Annotated in this window: 27 protein-coding genes; 18 read left to right on the top strand and 9 right to left on the bottom strand. The window is 51.9% G+C overall.

Translation table 11 applies throughout. The features are described from left to right. The first annotated feature begins 44 nt into the window (after window positions 1–44). The 10 genes from cydB to METMI_RS0119560 all read left to right on the top strand — a co-directional run bounded on the left by cydB (window position 45) and on the right by METMI_RS0119560 (window position 10445). Window positions 45–1184 (top strand): cytochrome d ubiquinol oxidase subunit II, encoded by a 1140-nt coding sequence (gene cydB / locus METMI_RS0119610; RefSeq protein ID WP_019868010.1) that lies wholly within the window; start codon window positions 45–47, stop codon window positions 1182–1184. A gap of 10 nt (window positions 1185–1194) precedes the next feature. After that, window positions 1195–1347, top strand: coding sequence for a cytochrome bd-I oxidase subunit CydX (gene cydX / locus METMI_RS28245; RefSeq protein WP_019868009.1), 153 nt, complete (start codon window positions 1195–1197; stop codon window positions 1345–1347). Continuing rightward, window positions 1337–1552 carry a YgaP family membrane protein gene (locus METMI_RS0119600; RefSeq protein WP_019868008.1) on the top strand — a complete coding sequence of 72 codons (216 nt, stop codon included), beginning with the start codon at window positions 1337–1339 and terminating at the stop codon, window positions 1550–1552. Before cydX ends, METMI_RS0119600 begins: the two co-directional genes overlap by 11 nt. 117 nt (window positions 1553–1669) lie before the next feature. Then, a complete protein-coding gene (locus tag METMI_RS0119595) occupies window positions 1670–2941 on the top strand; it encodes an NAD(P)/FAD-dependent oxidoreductase (RefSeq protein ID WP_019868007.1) in 1272 nt (423 codons plus the stop codon). Between the two features lie 99 nt (window positions 2942–3040). Beyond that, window positions 3041–3280, top strand: coding sequence for a hypothetical protein (locus METMI_RS0119590; RefSeq protein ID WP_232215257.1), 240 nt, complete (start codon window positions 3041–3043; stop codon window positions 3278–3280). After that, entirely contained in the window at window positions 3277–3705 is a 429-nt protein-coding gene (locus METMI_RS0119585; RefSeq protein WP_019868005.1) for a type II toxin-antitoxin system VapC family toxin, read from the top strand. Before METMI_RS0119590 ends, METMI_RS0119585 begins: the two co-directional genes overlap by 4 nt. A gap of 76 nt (window positions 3706–3781) precedes the next feature. Further along, window positions 3782–5098 carry a TolC family protein gene (locus tag METMI_RS0119580; protein ID WP_019868004.1) on the top strand — a complete coding sequence of 439 codons (1317 nt, stop codon included), beginning with the start codon at window positions 3782–3784 and terminating at the stop codon, window positions 5096–5098. Between the two features lie 235 nt (window positions 5099–5333). After that, complete coding sequence (locus tag METMI_RS0119575) at window positions 5334–5693, top strand: hypothetical protein (RefSeq protein WP_232215256.1); 360 nt, start codon at window positions 5334–5336, stop codon at window positions 5691–5693. Between the two features lie 400 nt (window positions 5694–6093). Further along, on the top strand, window positions 6094–7185 hold the full coding sequence (locus METMI_RS0119565; RefSeq protein ID WP_019868001.1) for an efflux RND transporter periplasmic adaptor subunit: 1092 nt from the start codon (window positions 6094–6096) through the stop codon (window positions 7183–7185). A gap of 2 nt (window positions 7186–7187) precedes the next feature. Continuing rightward, complete coding sequence (locus METMI_RS0119560; RefSeq protein WP_019868000.1) at window positions 7188–10445, top strand: efflux RND transporter permease subunit; 3258 nt, start codon at window positions 7188–7190, stop codon at window positions 10443–10445. A 186-nt stretch (window positions 10446–10631) separates the two neighbouring features. Here METMI_RS0119560 and METMI_RS0119555 read toward each other — a convergent pair whose 3' ends face one another. After that, window positions 10632–11294, bottom strand: a complete 663-nt coding sequence (locus METMI_RS0119555) for a thiopurine S-methyltransferase (protein WP_019867999.1) — start codon at window positions 11292–11294, stop codon at window positions 10632–10634. Further along, complete coding sequence (locus METMI_RS0119550) at window positions 11291–11944, bottom strand: class I SAM-dependent methyltransferase (protein ID WP_019867998.1); 654 nt, start codon at window positions 11942–11944, stop codon at window positions 11291–11293. The genes METMI_RS0119555 and METMI_RS0119550 overlap by 4 nt, the downstream gene beginning before the upstream one ends. A 650-nt stretch (window positions 11945–12594) precedes the next feature. On the opposite strand from METMI_RS0119550, the gene thpR reads away from it, so the two are divergent. Then, the gene (thpR, locus tag METMI_RS24675) at window positions 12595–13143 is read left to right on the top strand and encodes an RNA 2',3'-cyclic phosphodiesterase (RefSeq protein WP_019867997.1); all 549 of its coding nucleotides are present in this window, start codon (window positions 12595–12597) and stop codon (window positions 13141–13143) included. Window positions 13144–13163: 20 nt separating this feature from the next. On the opposite strand, the gene METMI_RS0119540 is transcribed toward thpR, so the two are convergent. Beyond that, on the bottom strand, window positions 13164–14723 hold the full coding sequence (locus tag METMI_RS0119540; RefSeq protein ID WP_019867996.1) for a sigma 54-interacting transcriptional regulator: 1560 nt from the start codon (window positions 14721–14723) through the stop codon (window positions 13164–13166). Window positions 14724–14886: 163 nt separating this feature from the next. On the opposite strand from METMI_RS0119540, the gene METMI_RS0119535 reads away from it, so the two are divergent. The 4 genes from METMI_RS0119535 (at window position 14887) to METMI_RS0119520 (ending at window position 18018) form a co-directional block, all read left to right on the top strand. Continuing rightward, window positions 14887–15546: a DUF938 domain-containing protein gene (locus METMI_RS0119535; protein ID WP_019867995.1), complete on the top strand. Its 660-nt coding sequence runs from the start codon at window positions 14887–14889 to the stop codon at window positions 15544–15546. 43 nt (window positions 15547–15589) lie between these two features. Further along, window positions 15590–16162: a beta-class carbonic anhydrase gene (locus tag METMI_RS0119530; RefSeq protein WP_019867994.1), complete on the top strand. Its 573-nt coding sequence runs from the start codon at window positions 15590–15592 to the stop codon at window positions 16160–16162. Window positions 16163–16168: 6 nt separating this feature from the next. Continuing rightward, entirely contained in the window at window positions 16169–16900 is a 732-nt protein-coding gene (locus METMI_RS0119525; protein ID WP_019867993.1) for an SDR family NAD(P)-dependent oxidoreductase, read from the top strand. Between the two features lie 107 nt (window positions 16901–17007). Next, window positions 17008–18018 (top strand): L,D-transpeptidase family protein, encoded by a 1011-nt coding sequence (locus METMI_RS0119520; RefSeq protein WP_040573247.1) that lies wholly within the window; start codon window positions 17008–17010, stop codon window positions 18016–18018. A gap of 27 nt (window positions 18019–18045) precedes the next feature. Here the strand turns inward: METMI_RS0119520 and METMI_RS0119515 are convergent, their stop codons facing one another. From METMI_RS0119515 to METMI_RS0119490, 6 genes are all read right to left on the bottom strand, one after another. After that, window positions 18046–18462 (bottom strand): YidH family protein, encoded by a 417-nt coding sequence (locus tag METMI_RS0119515; protein ID WP_019867991.1) that lies wholly within the window; start codon window positions 18460–18462, stop codon window positions 18046–18048. 5 nt (window positions 18463–18467) lie between these two features. Then, the gene (icd, locus tag METMI_RS0119510; RefSeq protein ID WP_019867990.1) at window positions 18468–19772 is read right to left on the bottom strand and encodes an NADP-dependent isocitrate dehydrogenase; all 1305 of its coding nucleotides are present in this window, start codon (window positions 19770–19772) and stop codon (window positions 18468–18470) included. A 313-nt stretch (window positions 19773–20085) separates the two neighbouring features. Next, window positions 20086–21132 carry a peptidylprolyl isomerase gene (locus METMI_RS0119505; RefSeq protein WP_019867989.1) on the bottom strand — a complete coding sequence of 349 codons (1047 nt, stop codon included), beginning with the start codon at window positions 21130–21132 and terminating at the stop codon, window positions 20086–20088. A gap of 12 nt (window positions 21133–21144) precedes the next feature. Continuing rightward, window positions 21145–21411, bottom strand: a complete 267-nt coding sequence (locus tag METMI_RS0119500; RefSeq protein WP_019867988.1) for a BolA family protein — start codon at window positions 21409–21411, stop codon at window positions 21145–21147. Continuing rightward, entirely contained in the window at window positions 21408–21710 is a 303-nt protein-coding gene (locus METMI_RS0119495; RefSeq protein WP_019867987.1) for a YciI family protein, read from the bottom strand. The genes METMI_RS0119500 and METMI_RS0119495 overlap by 4 nt, the downstream gene beginning before the upstream one ends. 1 nt (window position 21711) lies before the next feature. Then, window positions 21712–22248 (bottom strand): septation protein A, encoded by a 537-nt coding sequence (locus METMI_RS0119490; protein ID WP_019867986.1) that lies wholly within the window; start codon window positions 22246–22248, stop codon window positions 21712–21714. Window positions 22249–22400: 152 nt separating this feature from the next. Between METMI_RS0119490 and METMI_RS0119485 the strand changes: the two genes are divergently transcribed. The 3 genes from METMI_RS0119485 (at window position 22401) to hrcA (ending at window position 24621) form a co-directional block, all read left to right on the top strand. After that, window positions 22401–22697, top strand: a complete 297-nt coding sequence (locus tag METMI_RS0119485) for a DUF1244 domain-containing protein (protein ID WP_019867985.1) — start codon at window positions 22401–22403, stop codon at window positions 22695–22697. Next, a complete protein-coding gene (locus tag METMI_RS0119480) occupies window positions 22694–23431 on the top strand; it encodes a class I SAM-dependent methyltransferase (protein WP_019867984.1) in 738 nt (245 codons plus the stop codon). Before METMI_RS0119485 ends, METMI_RS0119480 begins: the two co-directional genes overlap by 4 nt. Window positions 23432–23562: 131 nt before the next feature. Beyond that, entirely contained in the window at window positions 23563–24621 is a 1059-nt protein-coding gene (gene hrcA / locus METMI_RS0119475; protein WP_019867983.1) for a heat-inducible transcriptional repressor HrcA, read from the top strand. Window positions 24622–24700 lie beyond the last annotated feature (79 nt).

The raw sequence follows: 24700 nt of genomic DNA, 5'->3' as shown, positions 1-24700 counted from the left end.
GGGGTTCGCACACTCACCCCAGCCTACATTTTGAGGAGTAAACCATGTTCGATTATGAAACCATGCGTGTCATTTGGTGGCTATTCATCGGCGTTGTCGCCATTGCCTTTGCCGTCACCGAGGGTTTTGATTTTGGTGTCTGCACCTTGTTGCCGCTGGTCGGCAAAACCGACACCGAACGCCGCGTTATCATCAATACGGTTGGTGTGACTTGGGAAGGCAATCAGGTTTGGTTGATTTTATTGGGCGGGGCGATTTTTGCGATCTGGCCCGCCGTGTACGCGACGCTGTTTTCTGGCCTGTATGTCGCCATGTTGCTGGTGCTGTTTGCCTTGTTCTTCCGTCCGGCGGGGTTTGATTACCGCAGCAAACTGCCAGACCCACGCTGGCGCAACGCTTGGGATTGGTGCTTGTTCTTAGGCGGAACCTTGCCACCTGTATTGTTCGGCGTGTTGGTCGGCAATTTGCTGCTCGGTTTGCCCTTCCATCTCGACCAAGATTTGCGGGCTTTTTATGACGGCTCGTTTTGGGGCTTGTTGAACCCGTTCGCCTTGCTGTGCGGGGTCATCGGTTTGGCCTTGACCACTTTCCATGGCGCGTTGTTCTTAAAATGCCGCAGCGAAGGCGTGATTTATGAACGTAGCACCGCTGTGCTGAATATCTTGGGCCCTGTTTTGTTGCTGTTGTTAGGCATAGCCACCGTATGGACATTATTCGGCATAGACCGCCCAGAAATCACGCAAATGCCTGCGGGTGATGCGCCTTCCAATCCGATGAACAAAACGGTCATTGCTGCCGGCGCAAGTTGGTTGACCCATTTCTTGACGTATCCATGGATGCTTATTGCGCCAACAGTGGGTTTTATCGGATTGATTATGGCTTGGCTGTTTGGCAAAGGCGACAACCGTGTTGCGGCTTTGTTAAGCAGCAGCTTAGGCTTGACCGGACTGTTATTGACCATCGGTTTTGGCCTGTTTCCGTTCCTACTGATTTCTACCACCGACCCGCGCTCCAGCTTGACGCTTTACGATGCCAGTTCCAGCCACACCACTTTGCTGTGGGCGTTCTGGATCACCGTGGTGTTTCTGCCGATTGTGTTGTTGTATACCCGCTGGGTTTACAAAATCATCTGGGGCGACATCACCGAACAAACCATTTTGCAAGACACCCATACACTTTATTAAGGAGACGACCATGTGGTATTTCACTTGGCTACTCGGCGTAGGCTTTGCGGCGGCGTTCGCCATCATCAACGCGATGTGGTTGGAGTCGGTGTGCGACATCGACACCCACGGCATCGACCAATCCTGTGACAGTTTATCTGGAGGCAAACGCCATGACCACTGAACGCATTGTCCGCATCGTCGCGGGGATTTTTATTTTGCTGTCCTTAAGCCTGGGCGTGGAAGGCAGCCCATTGTTCCATCATCAAAACTGGCTGTGGTTCACCGCTTTCGTCGGTTTTAATTTGCTCCAAAGCGGTTTCACCCAATTTTGTCCGCTGGAAATGATCCTGAAAAAACTGGGTGTGAAATCAAGCTGTCAACAATAAAAAATAAAGAAACGTAGGGTGGTCTGACGCAGGAAGCCCACCGCTAACGATAAAAATTGAGTTGATGGGCTTCCTATCGTCAGCCCATCCTACATAAATTAATGAGGAACAAACATCATGGCTAAAATCGTAATCGTCGGTGCTGGTATTGGCGGCATCCCAATGGCATTTGAAATGAAAGACTTGGCGCGTAAAGAAGACGAAGTGGTGGTTATCGCCGATACGCCGACCTTCCATTTTGTGCCGTCCAATCCGTGGGTGGGCGTGAATTGGCGCAAACCAGAAGACATCAAAGTGCCGTTGGAACCCGTATTCAAAAAGAAAAAAATCACCTTCATCCAACAAAAAGTCGCCCGTTTCCAACCGGAACAAAACCAAGTCGAATTGGCGGACGGCAGCACTGTAGCTTACGATTATTTGGTCATCGCCACCGGCCCGAAACTGGCGTTTGAAGAAATTGAAGGTTTAGGCCCTCATGGCTACACTGAATCTGTCTGTCATGTCGATCATGCTGGTCCGGCAGGTGAGCGTTGGCAAGAATTCTTGCAAAACCCAGGCCCTATCATTGTTGGCGCGGTACAAGGCGCGTCCTGCTTTGGCCCGGCGTATGAATACATGTTCACCGCCGAAACCGACCTGCGCCAACATGAAATCCGCGACAAAGTGAAAATCACTTACGTCACTTCAGAACCCTATATTGGTCATTTGGGCTTGGACGGCGTCGGCGACACCAAAGGCATGTTGGAAAGCGAAATGCGCAACAAACACATCGACTGGATTTGCAACGCCAAAGTTGACCGCGTCGAAAACGGCATGATGTATGTCACCGAAGTGGACGACAGCGGCAACGTCAAGAAACAACATGAATTGCCATTCAAACACAGCATGATGTTGCCTGCTTTCAAAGGCGTGGACGCGTTGTTCGGCATTGACAAACTGACCAACCCGCGCGGCTTTGTCTTGGTGGACGAACACCAACGCAATCCGACTTATAAAAACATTTATTCGGTTGGTGTCTGTATCGCCATTCCGCCACAAAAACCCACGCCCGTACCGACTGGCATACCTAAAACAGGTTATATGATCGAGTCGATGGTCACCGCCACCGCGCACAATATCCGTGACGAATTGGACGGCAAAGAACCTAGCCACAAAGGCACGTGGAACGCGCTATGCCTCGCGGATTTTGGTGATTCCGGGATTGCTTTCCTCGCCATGCCGCAAATCCCGCCGCGCAATGTGCAATGGGCATCACGCGGCAAATGGGTGCATTGGGCAAAAATCGGCTATGAGAAATACTTCATGCGTAAAGTCCGCAAAGGCTTGAGCGAGCCTTTTTATGAGCGCTTGCCTTTGAAGATGATGGGCATTATGCGGTTGAAAAAGTAGCCTGTATGCAGCGATAGCGGAATACGGGGCTTCATAAACATTGCATTGCCTATAATCTACCCCGATAATTTGTTGAAATTTTCAACAACTCAGGAGTAAATGATGGCTACCGTTAATTTCAGTGTCCCCGATGAGGTAAAAGCCGCATTCAACGCTGCGTATCAAGGCCAAAATAAAAGCGCAGTCATCGCCGAACTGATGCGCGAAGCTGTCGAACGCGCAGTGCGTAAACAACAACACCAACAAGCGATTGCTGATCTGTTGGCTTTGCGTGGGCAAATCCCTGCCGTCACCGAGGAAGCCGTGCAAGCGGCGCGCGACGAGTTGCGGCAAGCATGACGTTTGTAGTGGTGGATGCCAGCGTCGCGGTGAAATGGCTGTTGCCGCAACAACGTGAAGAAGCTGATGTCGATAAGGCGTTACAGTTATTGCAAGCGGTTGGCCGTCAGGACATGCGGATGCTACAACCGCCGCATTTTCTCGCCGAACTGATGGGTGTGGTTGTCAGGCTCGCTCCCGACCATGCCGAACGGCTGTTTGCAGCGGTCCAACATTTAGAAATCTCGGTGGCGGATAATGCGGCGGTTTACCAAACGGCGATGCATTTAAGCCGTGAGCTTAAGCATCATCTGTTCGACACGCTCTACCACGCCGCTGCCTTGGAACGCAGGAATGCCGTGTTGATTACTGCCGATGCGGCTTATTACCGGAAAGCGTCGAGCTTAGGTCAAATCATCTTGTTGCAAGATTTTCCGGCAACTTAAAACTGTAGGGTACGCATTGCGTACCTTTTTGAAAGTCAATTTATTTGGAAATGGTACACACAACGTACCCTACACTATGAATTCATTGAAATTATTGCTCATTTGCTCTGTATTTAGCAGCATCGCCTACGCCGCTCCGCCGCTGACCTTGCCGCAGGCGATAGATTACGCATTAGCGAATAATCCTGAATTGCAGATCATGCAGGCTCGTATCGACCAAGCCCAAGACCAACTGGGTTTGGCGATGGCGAACTATTACCCGCAAATCAAAGCGGGTATCGCTTATCAACACAGCAATAACCCGGCGGAAGCGTTTGCAATGATTATCGCCCAACGGCGTTTGGATTTTGCCGGTACGGATTTCAACCATCCTGGCGGCGTGGACAATTTCCGCGAGCAAATCGGCGCGACGTATTCTTTATATAGAGGCGGTCAAGATAGCCACCAAGCGCAAGCGGCGGAATTAGGCGTGGCGGCTTCTGAGTTGGATCAAGCGGCGGTAAAAAACCGCTTGGTCAGCAACATCACCGCCGCGTATTACGCGCAATTGGCGGCGGTCGATGCCCAGCAAGTCAGCGAAAGCTCAGTTAGCGCCGTGCAAAGCGAGTTGACGCAATCACAAACACGTTTTGCTGCTGGTACGGTGCTGAAATCGGATGTGCTGTCCTTGCAAGTACAACTGGCAGAAGCCAAAGAAGCACAAATCCAAGCCGCTAATGCGGTCGAAATGGCGAACACCATGCTGAAAACCTTGTTGGGCATGTCAGCCAATGAGCCGTTGGCGATCAAGGAAACTTTGGCGCAAGCCTTGCCGAAAAATCCCCCTAAGTTTGATGCCTTATTGACGCAAGCCTTGGTACAACACCCCGAATTGCAAGCCGCCGCCAAGCGCGTCGCGATAGCAGAACAACAGCTCGCCGCCGCCAAAGGTGCGTATCTGCCCCGTGCCGATGCTTATGCCAGCTACGGTTTCAACAACCGCAGCCCCGATTTTGATACTGACCGCGATAATGTCAGTGTCGGTGTGCAAGTCGAGGTGGATGTGTTTAATGGTTTCGCCACCCAGGCTAAAGTCAAAAAAGCCGGACACGAACTGACTGCCGCGCAAGAAGCCCTGCGCCAACAACGATTACAAATAGAAAGCGCCGTGAAATCCGCACAACTGCGTTTGCAAGAAGCCTTGAACCGCGCCGATGTGGCGGCGGTATCTGTGCAAGCCGCCGAAGAAGCCTTGCGTTTGGTCAATGAACAACGCCAAGCGGGCGTGGTGACGGTGACACGTTATATCGAGGCCGAAGTGGCGCGGGATAAGGCGCACACGCGGCAAATCTCGGCAAGGTTTGATGCATTGAGGGCGGAAGCGGAACTGAAACAGGCGACGGGTGGGTTTTAAGCTAGGCAATTTATTGTTGGGCGAGTGCTGACAGCCAACAACAGATGCGCCTTGATGGGGTATGCTATCGTTTTATGGCCTGCGGTTAATCCCGCCTAGGCACATAAGCTTGCAACTTTTTTGACATCATGGAAGCACAGTAGTGAATAAGATTAGCATCATTAAGAAAAAACTATCCAATCCCCGCGTCAGAAGACGCTTGAAAATAGGCCTTTTCATTTACGGGGGGGTGATTATGATGGGGCTGGAATTTAAATTCGCCTATGACATTGGCTACTTTGACGCGCAGGCACTGAAAAAGGAGAAGAACGCCGGGCTGTCGGCTGCGCGGCTCGTGCTGACGCTTGAATCCGCCCAGCGGATCGTCACGGGTGCTCTAAAAGAAGACCCGACCAACCCGAAAACGATGGTGACCCAGATTTTTGATAACAACCAAAAACTTGCGAGCATTATTATCGAAAACGACAAGCAAAAGAAAGTTGCTTGGATTATTGATATGCGCTTGTTTTTTACTGGCGATTTATTCAATGGCGACGGGTATAACTTAAGCGAAGGTATTGAAAAACAAAATAATATCATTCGCAACGCTGATTGACTGCCTATAACCTTGATGCAATTTATCGTAGGATGTACCCAAAGGGTATAAAGGCTGACGTAAGGAAGCCCATCAACATTTGAAAGAAACCGATGGGCTTCCTCACTTTCAGACGTAGGGTGGGCACCAACAGTAGTCGCTTAAAGCGCCTACTGTTGGTGCCCACCCTACATTAGAACACCGAGTTCAACAGGATTTTCCGCAGGTTACCAAGCTCTAGCTTGGTAACCCAAGTCTCAGAAGCTTTAGCTTCGAGAATTCTGGAAGCTAGAGCTTCCTGCCCTGCATTCCCAAGCTGGAGCTTGGGAACGAGAGTAAACGAGAGTAATCGCAGTATCCACTGATTGCCCATAACAGATAAAACGGGTGTAACCCATCCTACGTTTAACAGGATTTGTCCATGACTGACCAGCTGACATCTTTCACCCCACCAAAATGGCTAATCCCCACCGTAGCAATCGGCGGATTATTATTGGTAATTCTTTTCGCATTAGGCTTTCTCGGCGGCGAAGAAAAAATTGAATCTGGCACCACGGCAAACGCCGCCCAAACTCTACCGGCCAATTCCGACACAATAACCGTCAGCCGCCAAGCTGCCGCCAATGCCTTGGCGTGGCAGGGCACAGTACGCTCGCGGATTGCCGTGAAAATCGCGCCGAAATTGAACGCCCGCATTGTTGAAATCCTGGTGCATCCCGGTGAGCGGGTGAAAAAAGGTTCGGTGTTGGCAAGGTTGGATGACCGCGATTTACGCGCCGCCAGCAACGCCGCGCAAGCCGCACAAGCCGCCGCCCAAGCCCAGGCCGCGCAAGCGCAAACGGAAGAAAAGCGCATCATTGACTTATACCAAAAGCAAGCCGCAACCCGGCAAAATTACGATGCCGTGCTGGCGCAAGCTAAAGCCGCACGGGCGATGGCGAACCAAGCCGCCAGTGCCGCGCAACAAAGCCAAGTCATGTTAGGTGAGAATATCCTGTACGCGCCGTTCGACGGCATCATCGGCGAACGTCTGCAAGAGCCGGGCGACATGGGTTTACCTAACCAACCGATAGTCACTTTGTTGAAACCCGATGATTTACGTTTGGAAGCGGCAATTTCCAGCCATTGCGCCGAAACCATCCAATTAAGTATGTCTGTCACGGTACGCATTGATGCCTTGCACCAAACCTTAACCGGAAAAGTGGATGAAATCGCGCCGGAAACCGATCCGCAAACCCGCAGCCAAGCCATAAAGATCAGCCTGCCCAAAGTCCAAGGTTTACAACACGGGCAATTTGGTTGGCTGGAATTGGCTTGCCAAGCCGAACAGACCGCGTTGCTGATCCCGGCAACCGCCGTTTTGCATTACGGGCAATTGCAAGCGGTTAAGGTCGTGGAAGGCAAACAATGGCATACACGGCATATCCGTACAGGCAAGGTTTATGGCGAGCAAGTTGAAGTGTTGTCCGGTTTGCACGAAGGCGAAACGATTTTGCTAAACAGCAGGTTGTGACCATGAGTATCGAAACCAAAAAAGACAGCCTAACCGTCGCTATCGTCCGGCTATTCACCACTTCGCATTTATCCTTGCTGTTCCTGATTATCTCTTTGCTGGCGGGGGCGGCGGCGTTATTTTTGACCCCGCGCGAGGAAGACCCGCAAATCATCGTCCCTGTGATGGACGTGTTCGTGCAAGTGCCGGGCGCATCTGCCGAGGAAGTCGAGAAACAAGTCACCACGCCGCTGGAAACTTTGCTACGGCAAATCCAAGGTGTGGAATACGTTTATTCCGCCTCGCGCCCTGGTGAGTCCGTCGTTACGGTGCGCTATTTGGTCGGTGAAAATCTGGAAAACAGCGTTATCAAAACCCGCGACAAAGTGCTGGCCAACCAGGATATCATCCCGCCTGGGGTCACTAATTGGTTGGTCAAGCCTGTAGAAATCGACGATGTGCCGATTTTGATGCTGAGTTTGTCACCGCAACGGTCAGATATGGAAGCGACCGACTTGCGTCGTGTCGCCGATGAATTGGTCGAACGCTTGCGCGAAGTCGATAACGTCGGTAAAAGTTGGGTAGTCGGCAGCGCACCACGGCGAATTTCTATTTATCCAGACCCTGCCAAATTACAAGCAGGCAATATCACTTTACTGGACATCCAACAGGCTTTGGCGAAAAACAACGTCAATCTGCCTGTCGGCACGCTCACCGAGCAAAACAAAGAAATTATTCTCGAAGCCGGCCCGCATTATCAAACTGCCGAACAAATCGGCGGCACGGTGGTGAAAGTCGTAGAAGGCCGTTTGCTGACTTTACGCGATGTCGCGCAAATCATTGACGGCGGCGCGGACACCGACACTTACACCCGCATCGGCTTTGGCCCTGCGGTGGCGCACATGCAAACCGCCGGGGAAGTTGCCAAATTACCCGCCGTGGGCGAAGAACGCCCGTTAACGACCATCGCCATCGCCAAACGCAAAGGCAGCAACGCCGTCAGCGTCGCCGAACAAGTCTTGACGGTCACCGAACAGCTTAAAGGCACGTTAATCCCCGACGATGTGCTAATCACCATCACCCGCAACTACGGCGAAACCGCCGACCACAAAGTCAATGAATTGGTCATGCACTTAAGCATCGCCATTTTGACTATCATCGTCTTGCTGGCCTTGTCCTTAGGCTTTAAAGAATCGTTGATCGTGTCCTTAGCCGTGCCGATGACCTTCGCCGTCACCTTGCTGTGCGATTACCTGTTCGGTTACACCATCAACCGCGTGACCTTGTTCGCGCTGATTTTGTCGCTAGGTTTGCTGGTCGATGATCCGATTGTTGATGTCGAAAACATCCACCGCCACTACAAACTGCGCAAAGAACCGCCTTTGCAAGCTTTGCTGAGCGCGGTTGACGAAATCCGCCCGCCCACTATTTTGGCAACTTTCGCGGTCATCATGTCCTTCGTGCCGATGTTTTTCATTACCGGCATGATGGGGCCGTACATGGCGCCGATGGCCTTTAACGTGCCTGTGGCGATGTTGATGTCGTTGGTGATTGCCTTCACCGTCACACCGTGGGCGAGTTTCAAGTTACTGAAAGGCGATTATGGTAAAGACCACGGTGAAGCGTTCGATTTAAAAACCACACGCGGTTTCAAAATCTACCAAGCCATCGTCGCACCGTTGTTGGCGAGCAAAGCTAAGGCGTGGCTATTCTTATTAATAGTCATGATCGCCTTCGTCGCTTCAGCCATGATGGCGGTGACGCGCATCGTGCCGCTGAAACTGTTACCGTTCGATAACAAAAACGAATTGCAGCTTATCGTCGACATGCCTAAAGGCAGCAGCTTGGAAACCACCGACGAAGTCGCGGCGGCGTTGGGGCATTACCTCGCCACGGTCAACGAAGTCAGCAGTTACCAAAGCTATGTCGGCTTGTCTTCGCCGATGGATTTCAACGGCATGGTGCGCCATTACTATCTGCGTCAAGGTGCGAACGTTGGCGACATCCGCATCGTTCTGGCCGACAAAAAACACCGCGACCAACCGTCGCACAATATTGCCCTGCGGATCAGGCCAGAAATCGAACGCATAGCCAAACAGTACGGCGCGAACATCAAAATTGTCGAAATGCCACCGGGGCCGCCGGTGTTGTCTACTTTAGTTGCCGAAATTTACGGCCCGCCGGAAGCCAGTTATGCCGATTTGCTCCACGTCGCCAAACGGGTGCGTGGTGACATCGAAAAAACCGCAGGTGTGGTCGATGTCGATGATTTTGCCGAAGCCGAACACGGCAAATTGCATTACCTAGTTGACCACGACAAAGCGGCCTTGCTGGGCATTAGCACCGCGCAAGTCGCGCAAACCTTGCAATTGGCGATAGCGGGCGGCTCGGTGGGCGTATTGCATATTCCTCAAGAACGCCAACCCTTAACCATCCAATTGCAACTGCCACGGGCAGCGCGTTCTTCCGAAGCCGATTTATTGGCCTTATCGGTGCAAACGAGCAACGGGCAACTGGTGCGCTTAAGTGAAATCGGCAGTTTCAAACACGAACAAGGCGAGCGGGCGATTTACCACAAAAACTTGCAACGCGTCGCTTATGTGACGGGCGAAATGGCAGGCCGCAGTCCGGTCGAAGCGATTTTGGACTTGTTCGGCACGTTTGATGAAAAGCCGTTGCCGGACGGTTATAAAGCCGAAATGGCAGGGGAGGGCGAGTGGAAAATCACCGTCGATGTCTTCCGCGATTTAGGGCTGGCTTTCGGCGCGGCAATGGTGATGATTTACGTCTTGCTGGTCGGGCAAACCGGATCGTTGGGCGTACCGTTGATTATGATGATCGCCATCCCCTTGACCGTGATCGGTATCATGCCCGGCTTTTGGTTCATCAATTTATTCACCGAACCCGTCGGCGGCTACGCAACCCCGATTTACTTCACCGCCACGGCGATGATCGGCATGATCGCGCTAGCGGGCATCGTGGTGCGCAACTCGATTATTTTGATCGACTTTATTGAAAACATTTACCGTAATAATCCGCTGATTAGCTTGGCGGATGCGATAGTCGAAGCAGGCGCAACGCGTTTGAACCCGATATTTTTGACCGCCGCCTCGGCGGTGCTGGGTTCGATGATGATTGTGTTGGATCCAATTTTTTCCGGTTTGGCCTGGAGCTTTATCTTTGGGATTATCGCGTCAACGCTGTTTTCGTTGGTGGTGATTCCGGTGGTGTATTTCTTGATAAAACGGAATATGCCGAAACAAATCATTCAGGAACAATAAGCAGCGGTTTCTACCCGAGCCGCTTTGTAGGGTGGGCACCAAAAGTAGGCGCTTTAAGCGACGCTGTTCTGCACACCATTTTCGGATGAATAGCGGGGTTGAACTATTGGGTGAAGGCCAATCCTATCGTTGCTGGGGCAAAAACCTAGGTTTGTACTCCTCGCCCATTTGTAATAAGCAGCAATTCTATCCAGCCGCTTTTGCCGTCAGCCGATAAACTTTATATTCCGTGCGCTCCAGTGCAGGTGGATTCCCCTCAAACACGCTTTCAACATGAGTCAATTCGACATGGAAGGCTTGTGAATACAGGGTTTTAATTTCCTCAGAGATACCCAAGGCTTGGTCGTCGGTTTCATCCGGCCCGGCATCTTCGGTGGTCAATAAAAACACGTCGGCGGTGGCGGGGGTTATTCGCCGTAATTGCGTGACATAAGCCCCACGGATATGTTCGGGCAGGGCGGTGAGGGCGGCGCGGTCGTAAACAGTATCAATCCGCCCCAAATCCGCTGGCCTGAGCGCGAAATAATCGCCGCATAAAATGCTCAAATTGCCGTGTTGCCATAGCGTCAATTTCCCTTGCCGGGTTTGTTTGGGTTTTAACTGGTTGTCTCGGAAAAACGCCCGCACGGCAATCGGGCTTAATTCCACGCCTATCACCTCATGGCCTTGCGCGACTAGCCACAGCATATCCAAACTCTTCCCGCACAAGGGCACAAAAATCCGGCTACCCACCGCCAGATCTAATCGCGGCCAGAAGCGGCTGAGCAAGGGGTTGACCGCTGCTTGATGGAAATCGGTCTGGCTATCACGCCAGCATTGCAGCCACAAACCGTTGTCAGGGCTGATCATGCTTCGCTAAAGTTCAGGAAGCGGCCTTTGTAAGCTGCGCCATTTTCCATGACCTGTCCCGCAGGCCGCATGGAGCAGGCATAACCCAAGTGCGCCATGGCTTTGCAAAAGCCCACACGGTTACCGCGATCCGGGTCAACGATGATGATTTGCGCTTCAGGGGCGGCGTGGCGGTCGATGAACCTGGCGAGCTGTTCCGGTTGCTGGCGTTCGTACAGCACGTCACTGCCGATAATCAGGTCAAACTCGCCCAAACCAGGGTTGTCGCCCGCCCAATTGCCGGGTTGGTATTTCATCGGCGCCAGTCCGTTCAATTGCAGGTTGGCTTCTAAAAACGTTTGGCTTAACGGATGCCAATCACTGACGGTCATATCGCCCGCCCGGCGATGGATGACCAAGCTTGCCAACGCCAGCCCTGCGCCAATCTCCAAAATGCGTTTGCCAGTCAGGTCAAAACCGTGCATCGCCAAGGCAAGGATCCGCGCCGATGGCCAAATATGCCCAAACAGAGGCCAGCTTGCCGGGGAAATGCCCGCCCGTTCCGCCGCACCGTGCGGGTCTGCATATTGCTGTAAGTCCAGTAAGGAGCGGATCTGATAGTGTAAACCGCCGACCGTGACGGTTTCGAATTTGACATGATAACCTGGCATGACGCTGTTTTCTCATAAGGGTTGTGATTCTAATCGCAAGCACAACCGTTCCTAAGAAGAGGCATACAGACCGACAAGGCTGCCATAGGGTAGCACTTTGGAGGGATGAGGGTTAGATTAAATGGGTTACTAAATTGATGTTACGCAGACATTTTCTGCGAATTGGAAATAAAAAATAGTGAGTCGCTATCGCGACGACTATTTAATCGGGTTCTCGCACCCGACGGCGAGATACTTTCTTTTGCGCCGCCAAAAGAAAGTATCCAAAGAAAAGGCGTCCCGATTGCCGCTTCATCCTGCGCTCCTCGGTTTTGTCGGGGGTCGGTAGAAGGGGCTTCCTGCCCCTCTACCGACGAGCGGCATCCCTGCCGCTCCCCTTCGGGCTGATCCCAACAAAACCTGCGGTGCTCGGCGCGGCAAACGGGAGCAAAAACACGTTACTGCGTAACATCAGTTGCTAAAAAATATAACGGGAAGTTTAAGGCATGTAAGATTAAGGCGGTTTTTTTAGGATATGGCAATAAATTCGGCCTGAAGCCAAAAGACTCTATCGGGGCTTCAGCAAAGAGATAAGCTAATGGGAGTTTTATATCTTTTTTAATGGGCAATACCTTTCGTTGCCAGTTTTTAAATCAACCAAACACAACACCATGAAACGCTTATTCTTCGGCCTAGAACCCACTGACGAAACCCGCGAGCGCTGCACAAGCATCATTCAAGCCATCGCCAACGGTGCAAACCAACCTGTTCCGGCGGCAAACCTGCATGTGACCTTGGTGTTTTTAGGTTTACTGGATGCCGCTAAAGAAAGCGCGTTGCTTGAGGATGCTGCAACGGTGGCCTGCGCAAAAACCGCTATCATCTTTGACCAGTTAAGCCATTGGCAAAAGCCCGGCATTTTGTGTTTGGCCGCCAGCGATACCGCCCCTGAACTGTTATCGTTAGTCGGGCAATTAACGGCATTATCGAAAAAATGGGGGGTTACCCTTGACGGACGGCCTTATCAGGCGCATGTCACGCTCGCCAGAAAGGCCAAACACCCCGTCGGCTTAGCATTCGGGCCGGTTATTTGGCAAGCCGATACGTTTTGTCTGTTTGAATCCTGTCCGGTTGAAAATGGCGTGGAATATCGCGTGCTCAAGCGGTGGCCAATGGCTGGCCAAGTGGCTATTGGAAGCCTAAAAAGACCAACACCTTGAAGCCAAACTTGCCAAACCTATCAGGCATCGCGGTAATCGGTTGATTTGATCCCGTATTTTTGCAGTTTGCCGTAAACCGCGCGGGTGCTTATGTCCATGTCCACGGCGATTTTTTTTATATCGCCATGATGCTGTTTTAAGGCGTTTTCAAGGTATGCCTGCTCAACGTTGCTGATGGCCTGTTCCTTGATGTCTTTCCAGTTTTCAAGGTAAGGCATCGGGGCGGGGAGCTCCAAATCCAATACCGTCATTTCTTTGCCTTGGGTAAACAAAATGCTGCGTTCCAAGATGTTTTCCAGTTCGCGCACATTGCCCGGCCATGCGTAGCGGCGGATTTTCTGCATCACCTCGCGGCTGACGGATTCCACTTGTTTGTTATATTTTTTGTTCAAACGTTGGACAATGTGCTGGACTAAAAAAGGCAGGTCTTCCGGCCGTTCACAAAGGGGCGGGATGCTTAAGCGGATGACGTTAAGGCGGAAGTACAGGTCTTTGCGGAATGGCCCTTGCTTGGCGAGCGCTTCCAAGTTTTGGTTGGTCGCGGAGATGATCCGCACATTGACCGGCAGCGTTTGTTTGCCGCCTACCCGCTCCAGTTCGCCTTCTTGCAGCACCCGCAGCAGACGGGTTTGTGCCGCTGGCGACAAGGTGTCCACTTCGTCCAGGAATAGCGTCCCGCCTTCCGCCCGCTCAAAATAGCCTTGGTGCACTTCGATTGCGCCTGTGAACGCGCCTTTCTCATGGCCGAACAACGCGCTTTCAATCAGGCTTTCAGGGATCGCCCCGCAGTTGATCGCCATAAACGGCTTTTGGCAGCGGTCGCTCATGGCATGGATGGCTTTGGCGATCAATTCCTTGCCGACACCGGTTTGGCCTTGGATCAGCACGGTCGCCAAGGTGGGTGCGACCACTTCTATGGATTGCAGGATTTTCTGCATGGTCGGCGATTTGGCAATAATCGCGGGAGGCTGGTATTTTCTGGATGCAGGGTTGCTTTGCTTATGCCAGAGCTGTTGCATGCTTGCTTCAATACGTGAGTGCAGGGCATCCATATCCTGGATTTCCTTAACGGGCGTGGTGTCCGTGTATTCCATGCCCGGATGGCCTTTTGCCGCTTCGCGGTTAGTGTAGACGCACACTTCGCAGCCACCGTCATGGCGGGCAATGCTTTTTTTGATTTCGACTTTGGCATAACCGAAATTTCTGGCCGCAATGCCGCCAAAGACGCTGGACGTCATCCGGCACAGCTCAGGGAAGTTGGTCACTTGGGTGCCAAAAGGGCAGCAAGTGTTGGTGACGGTGATGCAATCGGGGTTGCTGGAAGCGAGGGAAAAGTTGCCGCCGATATTGTTTTTTAGGCCGAGGATGAGTTCGATATAACTGTCATTAGCCAGCGTCCCGTAGTTGGCGGTGTCTTCCCGGTAGCTTTGTTCAAAAAAACAGCCGGCGGTTTTGGCAATATGTTCAACCAGTTGTTCGCAGTGCTTTTGTCCCTGTTGTTCGCTGGCGTGCATCAGCTCCAGGATGAAGGTTTGCAGGAAAAAAATGGGCGTTATGTCTGACAGTGGCGGACGGTTCATAATCGTTTTGTGAAATGAAATTTCATAGATTGAAGCACAGCTTCTGTTAATGGGCAATGATAAAAAATATCTGTTTGATTTTATGAAGAAAAATACTTAGAAAATGCTGGCACGAGACTTGCAATTTTAAAGTTCCTACAACAATAAAAACGAGGAGATAACAATGGACGACAACAAACCGCCCCTAAACCCCCACCCGTTAAGCGAATATGTCGCTTGGGCAGGCAACCGCAATAAAGAACCGTTATTAGGGGTCCTGAAAGAGAAGTTGCCGAAAAATCCAGCCAGGGTTTTGGAATTTGCCAGCGGCAGCGGGATGCACATCAATTTTTTCGCGCCGCATTTTGGGCATTTGCATTTTCATCCTACCGATAAAGACATCGAAGTTTTTGACAACATTAAAAAACTGACCCTAGATCACAAGAATGATAATATCGCCGACCCTGCGCATTTGGATTTGACTGACCCGGAAACGTGGTTCAACTCGGGTATGCCCAATTCGTTCTCGGCGATTTTTTGCATCAATATTTTTCAAGTCGCGCCGATTTCAATTGCCGACGGCATGATGCGTTGTGCGGCGCATTTGCTTGATGACGATGGCATCTTGATGATTTATGGGCCTTTCCAAGTCGAAGGCGTATTTACCACGGATTCCAACAAGGAGTTCCATGAAAAGCTCAGCTCCGCCGGGGTTTCGGAATGGGGCCTGAAAGATGTGACGGATTTGAAAAAGGCCGCCGCCGATCATGGCCTGGAATTGAAAGAACAAATTGACATGCCCGCCAATAATTTCACTCTGGTTTTTGGCAAAAAACACCCATAACAAGCGTTTTGAAAACGCGGATATTAACCTACTAGGAAAGACCATGAGCAATATATTAAACGAAGTGTTAAGCGCGAACCGTGACTATGCGGCGAGTTTCGACAAAGGCGATTTGCCGATGCCTCCAGGCCGCCATTTTGCCATCCTGACCTGTATGGATGCCCGTCTCGACCCGGCCAAATATGCCGGGCTTTCCGAAGGCGATGCCCATGTCATCCGTAATGCTGGTGGACGTGCCAGCGATGACGCCATCCGTTCGCTGGTCATTTCCTACAAACTGCTGGGCACCCGCGAATGGTTTGTCGTCCATCATACCGACTGCGGTATGGAAACTTTCACCGATGACATCATGCGTGATTTGTTGGGCAGCAGCCTAAAAACCGCATCGGTGGATGAAACGGGTTGGCATGATTGCTGTGAAGGCCCAGGGTCTGCGGAAGGCAAATATATCGACTGGCTGACCATCAAAGACCAGGCGCAAAGTGTTTTGGAAGATGTTGTGCGCATCAAATCCCATCCGCTGGTGCCTTCGGATATTCCGGTTTACGGCTACATTTATGATGTGAAATCAGGCAGGCTGATTGAAGTGCCGGCGGCGCCAGCGGCGGGGAAGTAGGGCGCGATGAAAAAAAGTTCAGCCGTTATCATTGGCGTCGGGCCCGAACAAGGGCTGGGGGCTGCGTTGGCGAAGTTTTTCGCTGGCAAAGGTTTGCACGTTTTTATCGCCGGACGCAGTGAAGGCAAATTGCAAGCGGTCGCCGAAAAAATCAGGCAAACAGGCGGTACAGCCACGCCGGTCGTCACTGATGCGACGGTTGGACAGGAGGTCGCGCAGTTATTCAATCTGACGCAACGGGAGGGCTTTAGTGTCGATATTGCTGTTTACAATGTGGACAGCAATATCCCGTCGCCGTTATTGGAGACCGATGTCCAGACTTTTACCACGCTCTGGCAGCAAAATTGTCTGGGCGCATTTTTGTTTGGCAAAGAGGCGATAAACGTCATGCAGCCACAACAGGCCGGGACACTGTTTTTCACTGGTGCCACCGCATCATTGCGGGCCAGGCCGCCATTCACGGCATTTGCCGCCGCCAAAGCGGGGTTAAGGGCGTTGGCGCAAGGGATGGCCAGGGAGTTTTCGCCACAAGGCATCCATGTCGTCCATACCATTATTGACGGCGTGATTGATGGCGACCGCGCCAGGGAACAATTTCCCGACTATGTGAAGACTAAAGGCAATGGCGGCTTATTGCAGCTTGAGGCCATCGCGCAAACGTATTGGGCGATCCATCAGCAACCACTGAGCGCATGGACTCATGAGCTAGATTTAAGGCCGTTCAAAGAACCTTTTTGAAAGGGCGTTTTTCCAACCGTGTAACCGCCAAGCCGCTTGTGCTTGCCTTCAGCATGAACATCCAAGGGTGGCGGCAGCTTTTTATTCTTATTGAGGGAATTATCCTAATGAAACTTTCTGAAGCGCTTGCGGTTTCGGTTTTATTGTCCGTTGTGGCCAGTAATGCCCATGCCACGACTTACAATTTGCCTGAAAACGGCCATGATAACGTCATCACCCAATTCCAGGATGATGTGCCCTTAACCCGTGTGGAACAAAATGAGACTTTATTGGATGTGGCCCGGCGTTTTAGCTTGGGGCAGACAGAAATTGTCCGGTTGAACCCTGAGCTTGACCGCTGGCATATCAAAAAAAATGAGATCGTCCGCTTGGCCAACAAACGTATCCTCCCTGACACGCCCAGGGAAGGCATCACCTTAAATATTGCGGAATACCGGCTGTATTATTATCCGCCAGTCCAGGCGGGCGCGGCGCCACAAGTCATTTCCTATGCACATGGCATTGGCAGGCAAGATTGGAAAACCCCGCTGGGCAAAACCCATATTGTCCGCAAAGTCAAAGATCCGGCCTGGCATCCGCCAGAGTCGATAAGGCGCGAACACGCCGCCAATGGCGACCCTCTACCTGCTATTGTTGCGCCAGGCCCGCATAACCCTTTGGGGGCTTACATGTTGCATTTGGCTGTTCCTGGCGGGTATCTGATACATGGCACCGACATTGACAAGATTTACGGCATTGGCATGCAAATCACGCATGGCTGTGTCCGGATGTATCCTGAGGACATTGAGGAGCTATACCGGTCGGTGCCGGTCGGGACGCCGGTCCACATTGTCAAACAGCCCATTAAGGTAGGCTGGCTGGACAATGTCTTCTACATCGAAGCGCATCCCGACCTGGAAGGTGAGGAAACCACTTTGGAACAACGGGTTGCGATGGCTTTGGGGCTTATCCAAAAAGCCAATAACCAGGCCGTGCCTGAATTTGACCCAGAGGTTTTAAGGCGGGCGCTTAAGGCCTTGGACGGGAACCCTGTCGCCCTCTTTGAAAGGGCGCCGCCATTGCCGGAATTGCCAAAAGGGGCGGCACGCAAAATCGGGCTTACAGAGGGTGAAGGCTAACGCATTTGCGGGGAACCAATGTTTTGTTCAATTTGTGAGAGATATATTTTTTAGGAGGGGCAATACCGCTTGCCCATAAAAAAGCACAAACAAGTGGACTGTCAGCGCGATCCCCAGAATGGCGACGGCCAAGGTCGTGAGTACGCTTAGGTTCGTCCTGTAGCCTTCCGGGATTTCAACGGGCTTAAGGGTGCGGAGAAATGTCCGGTACTGGGCAATGGCGACACCCGCCGCCAATATGCCCAACACAATAAACGCGAGGCCAATCCAGAACGAGAAGCCCCTTTGTAGCGTCCCGCCATTTTGGGGCGAGAGCATGTGCACAAACAGGCCAAAGCGTTCGATCATGAAACCAAACGCCATAAACGTAAGGCTGGTGCGGTTCCAGGCAAGCAGCGTGCGTTCCGCCGCGAACAATACCCTAGGGTCGTTGAGTTCGGACATTTTAGTTACGGTGATATTTTTAAGTTTTCGATCAAGGCGTCCGCAAACTCACTGCATTTGACTTCGGTGGCGCCTTCCATGAGGCGGGCGAAATCATACGTGACCCGTTTGCTGGCGATCGCCGCGTCCATTGCCTGGATGACCGCATCAGCCGCTTCAGGCCACCCCAGATAACGCAGCATCATTTCGCCGGATAAAATTAACGACCCCGGATTCACTTTGTCCAGATCGGCATATTTAGGCGCGGTGCCGTGGGTGGCCTCAAAAACCGCCGTGCCTGTCTGATAGTTGATATTGCCGCCCGGTGCGATGCCTATGCCGCCGACCTGGGCCGCCAGTGCGTCGGACAGATAATCGCCGTTCAAATTTAGTGTGGCTATCACATCAAAGTCTTCAGGACGGGTCAGGACTTGTTGCAAGGCGATGTCGGCGATAGCGTCCTTGATTAAAATGCGGCCTGCCCCCAGGGCTTTGGCCTGTTCAAGGTTCGCTGCCTGCTCGCCTTGTTCCTCGCGGGTTTTTTCCCATTGCCGCCACGTATATGTCTGCGCGGCATAATCCCGTTCGGCGACGCCGTAGGCCCAATTGCGGAACGCCCCTTCGGTAAATTTCATGATATTGCCCTTGTGGACTATCGTCACGCTTTTACGTTTGTTGGCAATGGCATAATCAATCGCCGCCCGCATCAGGCGCGCCGTGCCTTCTTCGGAAACGGGCTTGATGCCTATGCCTGAGGTTTCAGGGAAACGGATTTTACTGAATTGTTCCGGGAAATTTTCTTGCAACAGACGCATGAAGCGTTGGTTTCCCTCGCTGCCTTGGGCAAATTCCAAACCTGCGTAAATGTCTTCGGTGTTTTCGCGGAAGATCACCATATCAACGGATTCAGGATGCTTCACTGGCGACGGCACGCCCTGGAACCATCTCACCGGACGTAAGCAAACATACATATCGAGCATTTGCCGTAGGGCGACGTTAAGGGAGCGGATACCGCCGCCGATAGGCGTCGTCAACGGCCCTTTTATTGAGACCAGATAATCCCGGCAAGCATCGACAGTGGCGTCCGGCAACCCATTGCCAAACATGCGGTGGGCTTTTTCCCCGGCATACACTTCCAGCCAATGGATTTTCCGTTGCCCCGAATAGGCGCTGGCAACCGCCGCGTCCAGCACCCGCACGGTGGCGCGCCAAATGTCCGGCCCCGTGCCGTCACCTTCGATGTAAGGGATAATGGGATGGTCAGGTACGGTTAGCCTGCCGTCTTGCATGGTGATGGGATGGCCTTTGGACGGTGGGATGGGCGTGGGCATGGCATCTCCTATTGTAATTGGGTAAGAAGGCATTGAGGCCGTTGCCCTTATCCGCAAAGCGGTTACGGTAAGATCGGTTGGTTTTTTGAAAAGGCTTTTAAGGGAAAGGGCGTGCCAATCATAGCAAATGCCGGGGGATTTGTAATAGCTGCTTCCGCCGTGTGTCCTGGCCCGCTTGGGGGCGGCTCCTGTTGGCTTTTGGCACAAAGCGGCGTGGACGGAGCCACATGTCCAGAATTCCCGCCATGTGGGCATTGGCCCGGACATAAAAAAGGGCGGTAAGACCGCCCTTTTTTGTTGTGCCAACTGATGTTTATTTCTTTTTCTCAACGGCTGGTTTTGCCGCTTCTGGCTTTTTTTCTTCCGCCACCGGGGCTTTTTCCTCGGTCACTTCTTCAACGATGGTTTCTTTGGCAACGGTCTTGCCGTCTTTGTCTTTGATTTCTTCTTCGACAACCACTTCTTCAGTCACCGGTTTGGCGGCTTCTGCCGCTGGCTTTGGCGCTTCGGCCGGTTTGGCTGGCTCATCTTTCATCAGGATTTCAACTTTAGCTTGTTTACGCAGGTTTTCCAGCATGTCCTGGACTTTTTTGCGTTGTAACATAGGCATCAGTTGTTCTTTGACGGCTTCCAATGGAGGTGGCGTTTGTGCGCGTGAATCTTCGCGTAAAATCACATGCCAGCCGAATTGGGTTTGGACGGGTTCTTTGGTGTATTTGCCTTTTTCGAGCGCGATCACGGCTTTTGAAAAGGGTTCGACCATTTGCCCTGCAACGAACCAGCCTAAGTCACCGCCATTTTGGGCTTCTTTTCCGTCCAGGGAGTTTTTGTTCGCCAATTTTGCAAAATCGGCGCCTTTGTCCAATTCAGCAATCAGTTTTTTGGCTTCCGCTTCGGTTTTGACCAAAATGTGGCGTGCTTTATATTCGGTATTGTTGCTGCCGGCACCGACTTTGCTGTCATACTCGGCTTTGATTTCTGCATCAGTGACCGGATTGGCTTTAATGAAGTTTTGCACTTCCGCTTGGGTCAAGATGGATTTTTTGGCTTCTTCCAAGCGGTCAGCCACTTCAGGGGTTTTATCCAGTTGCTTTTGGATGGCGTCTTGGACTAACAGTTCGCGTTGGATCAGCTCTTCGAGTAGTTTTTCTTTTGGGAACGCTTGGCCTTGTGAGCGTTCGGCAATTTCTTTTTCTAGGCTATCGAAAGTGGCTTTTGCGATGTATTTGCCATTAACAATGGCGATGGCGTCGGCTTTATTGATAACAGGTGCGCTGGCGTCAGTCGTCGCTTTTTGGTCACAACCTGTGGCAATGAGCGCAGTGCCGGCAACAAGCAATGGGATTAAAGTTTTTTTCATTACTGGGTTCCTTTAGTTTTGTTCAGAGGGTGAGAGGGCATTAATGCCTAAGGCATGAATTTGTTGTTTCATCAGGTCACCGAGGACTTTGTAGACCAATTGATGGCGTTGGACCAAGGATTTGCCCTCGAAAGCATCGGCAACAATCGTGATGTGATAGTGTCCGCCGCCGCTTCTGGCTCCGGCATGGCCTGCGTGGGCCGCGCTGTTATCAAGGATTTCCAGTAGTTCAGGGTGCAAGGCTTCAGTCAAAGCAGTTTTGATTAATTCGGTTGTCATTGGGGAAATACTTTTTTAAAGGGTTTAACGGTGACTTTGGCATAAACGCCGGCGTCAATATAAGGGTCGCTGCCAGCCCAGGCTTGTGCCGCAGCCAAGCTATCGAACTCCGCCACAATCAGGCTGCCGGTAAAGCCGGCTTCGCCCGGATTGTCTGTGTCTAAAGCCGGATGCGGGCCCGCCAACACGAGGCGCCCGGCATCCTGGAGCATTTGCAAACGCGCGAGATGGGCAGGCCTGGCGGATAACCGCTTGCTTAGGCTGTCCGCGACATCTTCGCTGATAATGGTATAGAGCACCTTATTCCTCCGTTTCAGGGACGTATCTATACAGGTAAACCATTTGTAAGATAATGAACACCACCATCATACCGGGCACACCAAAGGTTTTAAACGTGACCCAATCGTCGGTGTTGAAATGGAACATGACATAGAGGTTGATGAAACCCACGCCGGTAAAAAAACCGCCCCACAACATGTTCAGGCGTTTCCAGACCGGTTTTGGCAATGTCAGGCTGGCAGACATCATCCGTTCGACAAAAGTTTTCTCGCCGAAAAATTGGCTGCCGAAAAAAGCGATGCCAAACAGCCATTCGATGATGGACAATTTCCATTTGATGAATTGCTCGTCTTGCAGATACAGCGTCGCCCCGCCCATCACCACGACTAAGCCTAAGGTGATCCATTGCATGGACGCGACTTTACGGTAGCGCAACCAGGAATAGCTCACCTGGATAATGGTGGCAACCATCATGACGGCGGTGGCGACATAAATGTCGTAAACTTTGTAGGCGATAAAAAATAGGATAATGGGGAAAAACTCTAAGAGTTGTTTCATAAGCGGTGTTTTGAGGGTTTCAGACAGGGTTTTTGGCCTTAAACTGCACAGGCGGCAGTTTCATATCGTTTCATTGTAGAATTTTTGCCGATGAATGTACATGTTTGCATGACGGTTTCTGCTAGAATGCCTACCATTTTTGGAGCTCAGTGATGTCAGAACAAATCCGCACAGAATTGGAAGCCGCGGCATTCCGCCGTTTGCTCAAGCACTTACAGGAACATACTGAAGTGCAAAACATTGACCTGATGATACTCGCCGATTTTTGCCGCAACTGTTTGGCAAAATGGTATGCGGAAGCGGCAAAAGAACAAGGCGTGGCCGTTGATTACGAACAGGCCCGGGAAATCATCTATGGCATGCCCTATAAAAATTGGAAAGGACAATTCCAAGCGGATGCCACCCCCGAACAGTTGGCTGCCTATAACCGCAAATTGGAAAGCAAATGACGACAGCAACCCCTTATGACGCTATGTTTTCGGGTGTGATCGGGCAAGATTACGAGATGCTGAAGTTGCTCGCGCCGTTAGCGGTGGAAATGAGCCGACTTGTGGGCGCCACCGTCGGCCAGCATCCAAAAACGGACGATAAGCCGCTGAATGTGGTTGAATTGGGGGGCGGCACGGGCATCACCACCTTGTCGATATTGGCCGCAACCAATGCCATCCAGTTATTGAGCGTCGACAACGAACCCGTGATGCAGGGCCAAGCCCAAAAAAAACTACAGGCTTGGCAGGCACAGGGCAAGTTGGCGTTTTGTTTGGATGACGCCTTATCGGCGTTACAACAACTCGCCGACGGCAGTGTGGACGTGGTCGCTTCCGCCTACACGCTACACAACTTCCCCAACGGCTATCGCCAACAAGTCATTTCCGAAATTTTCCGTGTCCTGAAACCTGCTGGCCAGTTCGTCAATGGCGACCGTTACGCGCTGGATGATATAGACCAACATACGCGCACCACCCAGACGGAAGTCGGCCGCTATTTCCGCCTCCTCACCGCCGCCAATAAGCTCGATTTGCTGGAACATTGGATGGTGCATCTGTTCAGTGATGAATCAGAAAACCACATCATGCGTGAAAGCCTGGCATTACAGCAATTGGCGGCTGTAGGGTTTGCCGGTATCCATTTAAGCAACCGCAGTGAAGTCAACGCGCTGGTCACTACCTATAAACCCCGTTGACCATTAAGCAATTGAATAAAAGCGGTTATTGATACACTGGCCTGTGTTGACAAGCGTTTGACGAGCTGATATTTTCGCCCCCTGGCACTCCCTGTAGATGAGTGCTAATTTTGTAATAAGTTGAGGTCGGTGTGGGCAAACAAACGCAATTATTAAACGAAAGGTCACTGCAATTATTGAAAACGCTGGTTGAGCGTTATATCAGTGATGGCCAGCCTGTGGGTTCCAGGGCATTGTCAAAAGACTCGGATTTGAACTTAAGCCCTGCTACCATCCGCAACGTCATGGCGGATTTGGAAGATTTAGGGTTGGTGCATTCCCCGCACACCTCGGCGGGGCGGGTGCCGACCGTCAGCGGCTACCGGCTTTTTGTCGACAGCCTGTTGACTGTCCAGCCCCTCAACAGCCATGAGCTTAACCGTTTGCAGGGCACGTTGTCCGCCCAATACGACACCAACAATATGATAGGCGTGGCTTCACGGATGTTGGCGGATTTGACCAACATGGCGGGCGTCGTCACGCTGCCGCGCCGGGAAATCGTCTGCTTCCGGCATATCGAATTCCTGCCTTTGTCGCACAACCGTGTGCTGGTGATTTTTGTCACCAACGAGCAGGAAGTGCACAACAAAATCATCCTCACCGCCAAAAATTTTAGCCCCGCCGAATTGCAACAGGCCGCCAATTACATCAATTCCATGTACGCAGGCCGTAGCCTCAATGCCGTGCGCGAAGCCGTCATCCAAGAATTGCAAGATGACCAGGCCCGTGTCAACCAAGGTATGTTGGATGCCATCAGCATGGCGCAACAAGTGTTCAGCCAAGACGGGCAGAAAGACGATTATGTGCTGGCGGGAGAAACCAATTTGATGGGCTTTTCCGAGCTCTCCGGCCGGGACCGCCTGAAAACCTTGTTTGAGGCGTTTTATCAAAAACAAGGCGTGATCGACTTGCTGGACCAGTGCATGAAAGCCGAGGGTGTGCAGATTTTTATCGGCGAAGAGTCCGGCTATCAGGCGTTTGACCATTGCAGTCTGGTGACATCCTCGTATTCGGTCAGCGATGAAGTGGTGGGGGTGTTGGGCGTGATTGGCCCGACCCGTATGGCTTATGAAAAAATCATCCCTTATGTCGACATCACCGCAAAATTATTGGGCGCGGCCTTGAATCCGAAAGCGGCACCCCCATTGTAGGCATAGCTATTTGCATACCACGCGTTGGTCGCCACGGCGAGGCGCGTTTTTAACAGCGGAATCGTAGTGATGCCCGCCC

Origin of the sequence: Methylovulum miyakonense HT12 (assembly GCF_000384075.1) — a bacterium.
GTDB lineage: Bacteria > Pseudomonadota > Gammaproteobacteria > Methylococcales > Methylomonadaceae > Methylovulum > Methylovulum miyakonense.
Note: the sequence above shows the minus strand (reverse complement) of the source record. Positions and strands in the feature narration are given on the sequence as shown.

Bases quoted from the DNA above. Each gene is read 5' to 3' on its own strand.
- cydB (WP_019868010.1), top strand. From the start codon at position 45: ATGTTCGATTATGAAACCATGCGTGTCATTTGGTGGCTATTCATCGGC.
- cydX (WP_019868009.1), top strand. From the start codon at position 1,195: ATGTGGTATTTCACTTGGCTACTCGGCGTAGGCTTTGCGGCGGCGTTC.
- METMI_RS0119600 (WP_019868008.1), top strand. From the start codon at position 1,337: ATGACCACTGAACGCATTGTCCGCATCGTCGCGGGGATTTTTATTTTG.
- METMI_RS0119595 (WP_019868007.1), top strand. From the start codon at position 1,670: ATGGCTAAAATCGTAATCGTCGGTGCTGGTATTGGCGGCATCCCAATG.
- METMI_RS0119590 (WP_232215257.1), top strand. From the start codon at position 3,041: ATGATGGCTACCGTTAATTTCAGTGTCCCCGATGAGGTAAAAGCCGCA.
- METMI_RS0119585 (WP_019868005.1), top strand. From the start codon at position 3,277: ATGACGTTTGTAGTGGTGGATGCCAGCGTCGCGGTGAAATGGCTGTTG.
- METMI_RS0119580 (WP_019868004.1), top strand. From the start codon at position 3,782: ATGAATTCATTGAAATTATTGCTCATTTGCTCTGTATTTAGCAGCATC.
- METMI_RS0119575 (WP_232215256.1), top strand. From the start codon at position 5,334: ATGATGGGGCTGGAATTTAAATTCGCCTATGACATTGGCTACTTTGAC.
- METMI_RS0119565 (WP_019868001.1), top strand. From the start codon at position 6,094: ATGACTGACCAGCTGACATCTTTCACCCCACCAAAATGGCTAATCCCC.
- METMI_RS0119560 (WP_019868000.1), top strand. From the start codon at position 7,188: ATGAGTATCGAAACCAAAAAAGACAGCCTAACCGTCGCTATCGTCCGG.
- METMI_RS0119555 (WP_019867999.1), bottom strand. From the start codon at position 11,294: ATGATCAGCCCTGACAACGGTTTGTGGCTGCAATGCTGGCGTGATAGC.
- METMI_RS0119550 (WP_019867998.1), bottom strand. From the start codon at position 11,944: ATGCCAGGTTATCATGTCAAATTCGAAACCGTCACGGTCGGCGGTTTA.
- thpR (WP_019867997.1), top strand. From the start codon at position 12,595: ATGAAACGCTTATTCTTCGGCCTAGAACCCACTGACGAAACCCGCGAG.
- METMI_RS0119540 (WP_019867996.1), bottom strand. From the start codon at position 14,723: ATGAACCGTCCGCCACTGTCAGACATAACGCCCATTTTTTTCCTGCAA.
- METMI_RS0119535 (WP_019867995.1), top strand. From the start codon at position 14,887: ATGGACGACAACAAACCGCCCCTAAACCCCCACCCGTTAAGCGAATAT.
- METMI_RS0119530 (WP_019867994.1), top strand. From the start codon at position 15,590: ATGAGCAATATATTAAACGAAGTGTTAAGCGCGAACCGTGACTATGCG.
- METMI_RS0119525 (WP_019867993.1), top strand. From the start codon at position 16,169: ATGAAAAAAAGTTCAGCCGTTATCATTGGCGTCGGGCCCGAACAAGGG.
- METMI_RS0119520 (WP_040573247.1), top strand. From the start codon at position 17,008: ATGAAACTTTCTGAAGCGCTTGCGGTTTCGGTTTTATTGTCCGTTGTG.
- METMI_RS0119515 (WP_019867991.1), bottom strand. From the start codon at position 18,462: ATGTCCGAACTCAACGACCCTAGGGTATTGTTCGCGGCGGAACGCACG.
- icd (WP_019867990.1), bottom strand. From the start codon at position 19,772: ATGCCCACGCCCATCCCACCGTCCAAAGGCCATCCCATCACCATGCAA.
- METMI_RS0119505 (WP_019867989.1), bottom strand. From the start codon at position 21,132: ATGAAAAAAACTTTAATCCCATTGCTTGTTGCCGGCACTGCGCTCATT.
- METMI_RS0119500 (WP_019867988.1), bottom strand. From the start codon at position 21,411: ATGACAACCGAATTAATCAAAACTGCTTTGACTGAAGCCTTGCACCCT.
- METMI_RS0119490 (WP_019867986.1), bottom strand. From the start codon at position 22,248: ATGAAACAACTCTTAGAGTTTTTCCCCATTATCCTATTTTTTATCGCC.
- METMI_RS0119485 (WP_019867985.1), top strand. From the start codon at position 22,401: ATGTCAGAACAAATCCGCACAGAATTGGAAGCCGCGGCATTCCGCCGT.
- METMI_RS0119480 (WP_019867984.1), top strand. From the start codon at position 22,694: ATGACGACAGCAACCCCTTATGACGCTATGTTTTCGGGTGTGATCGGG.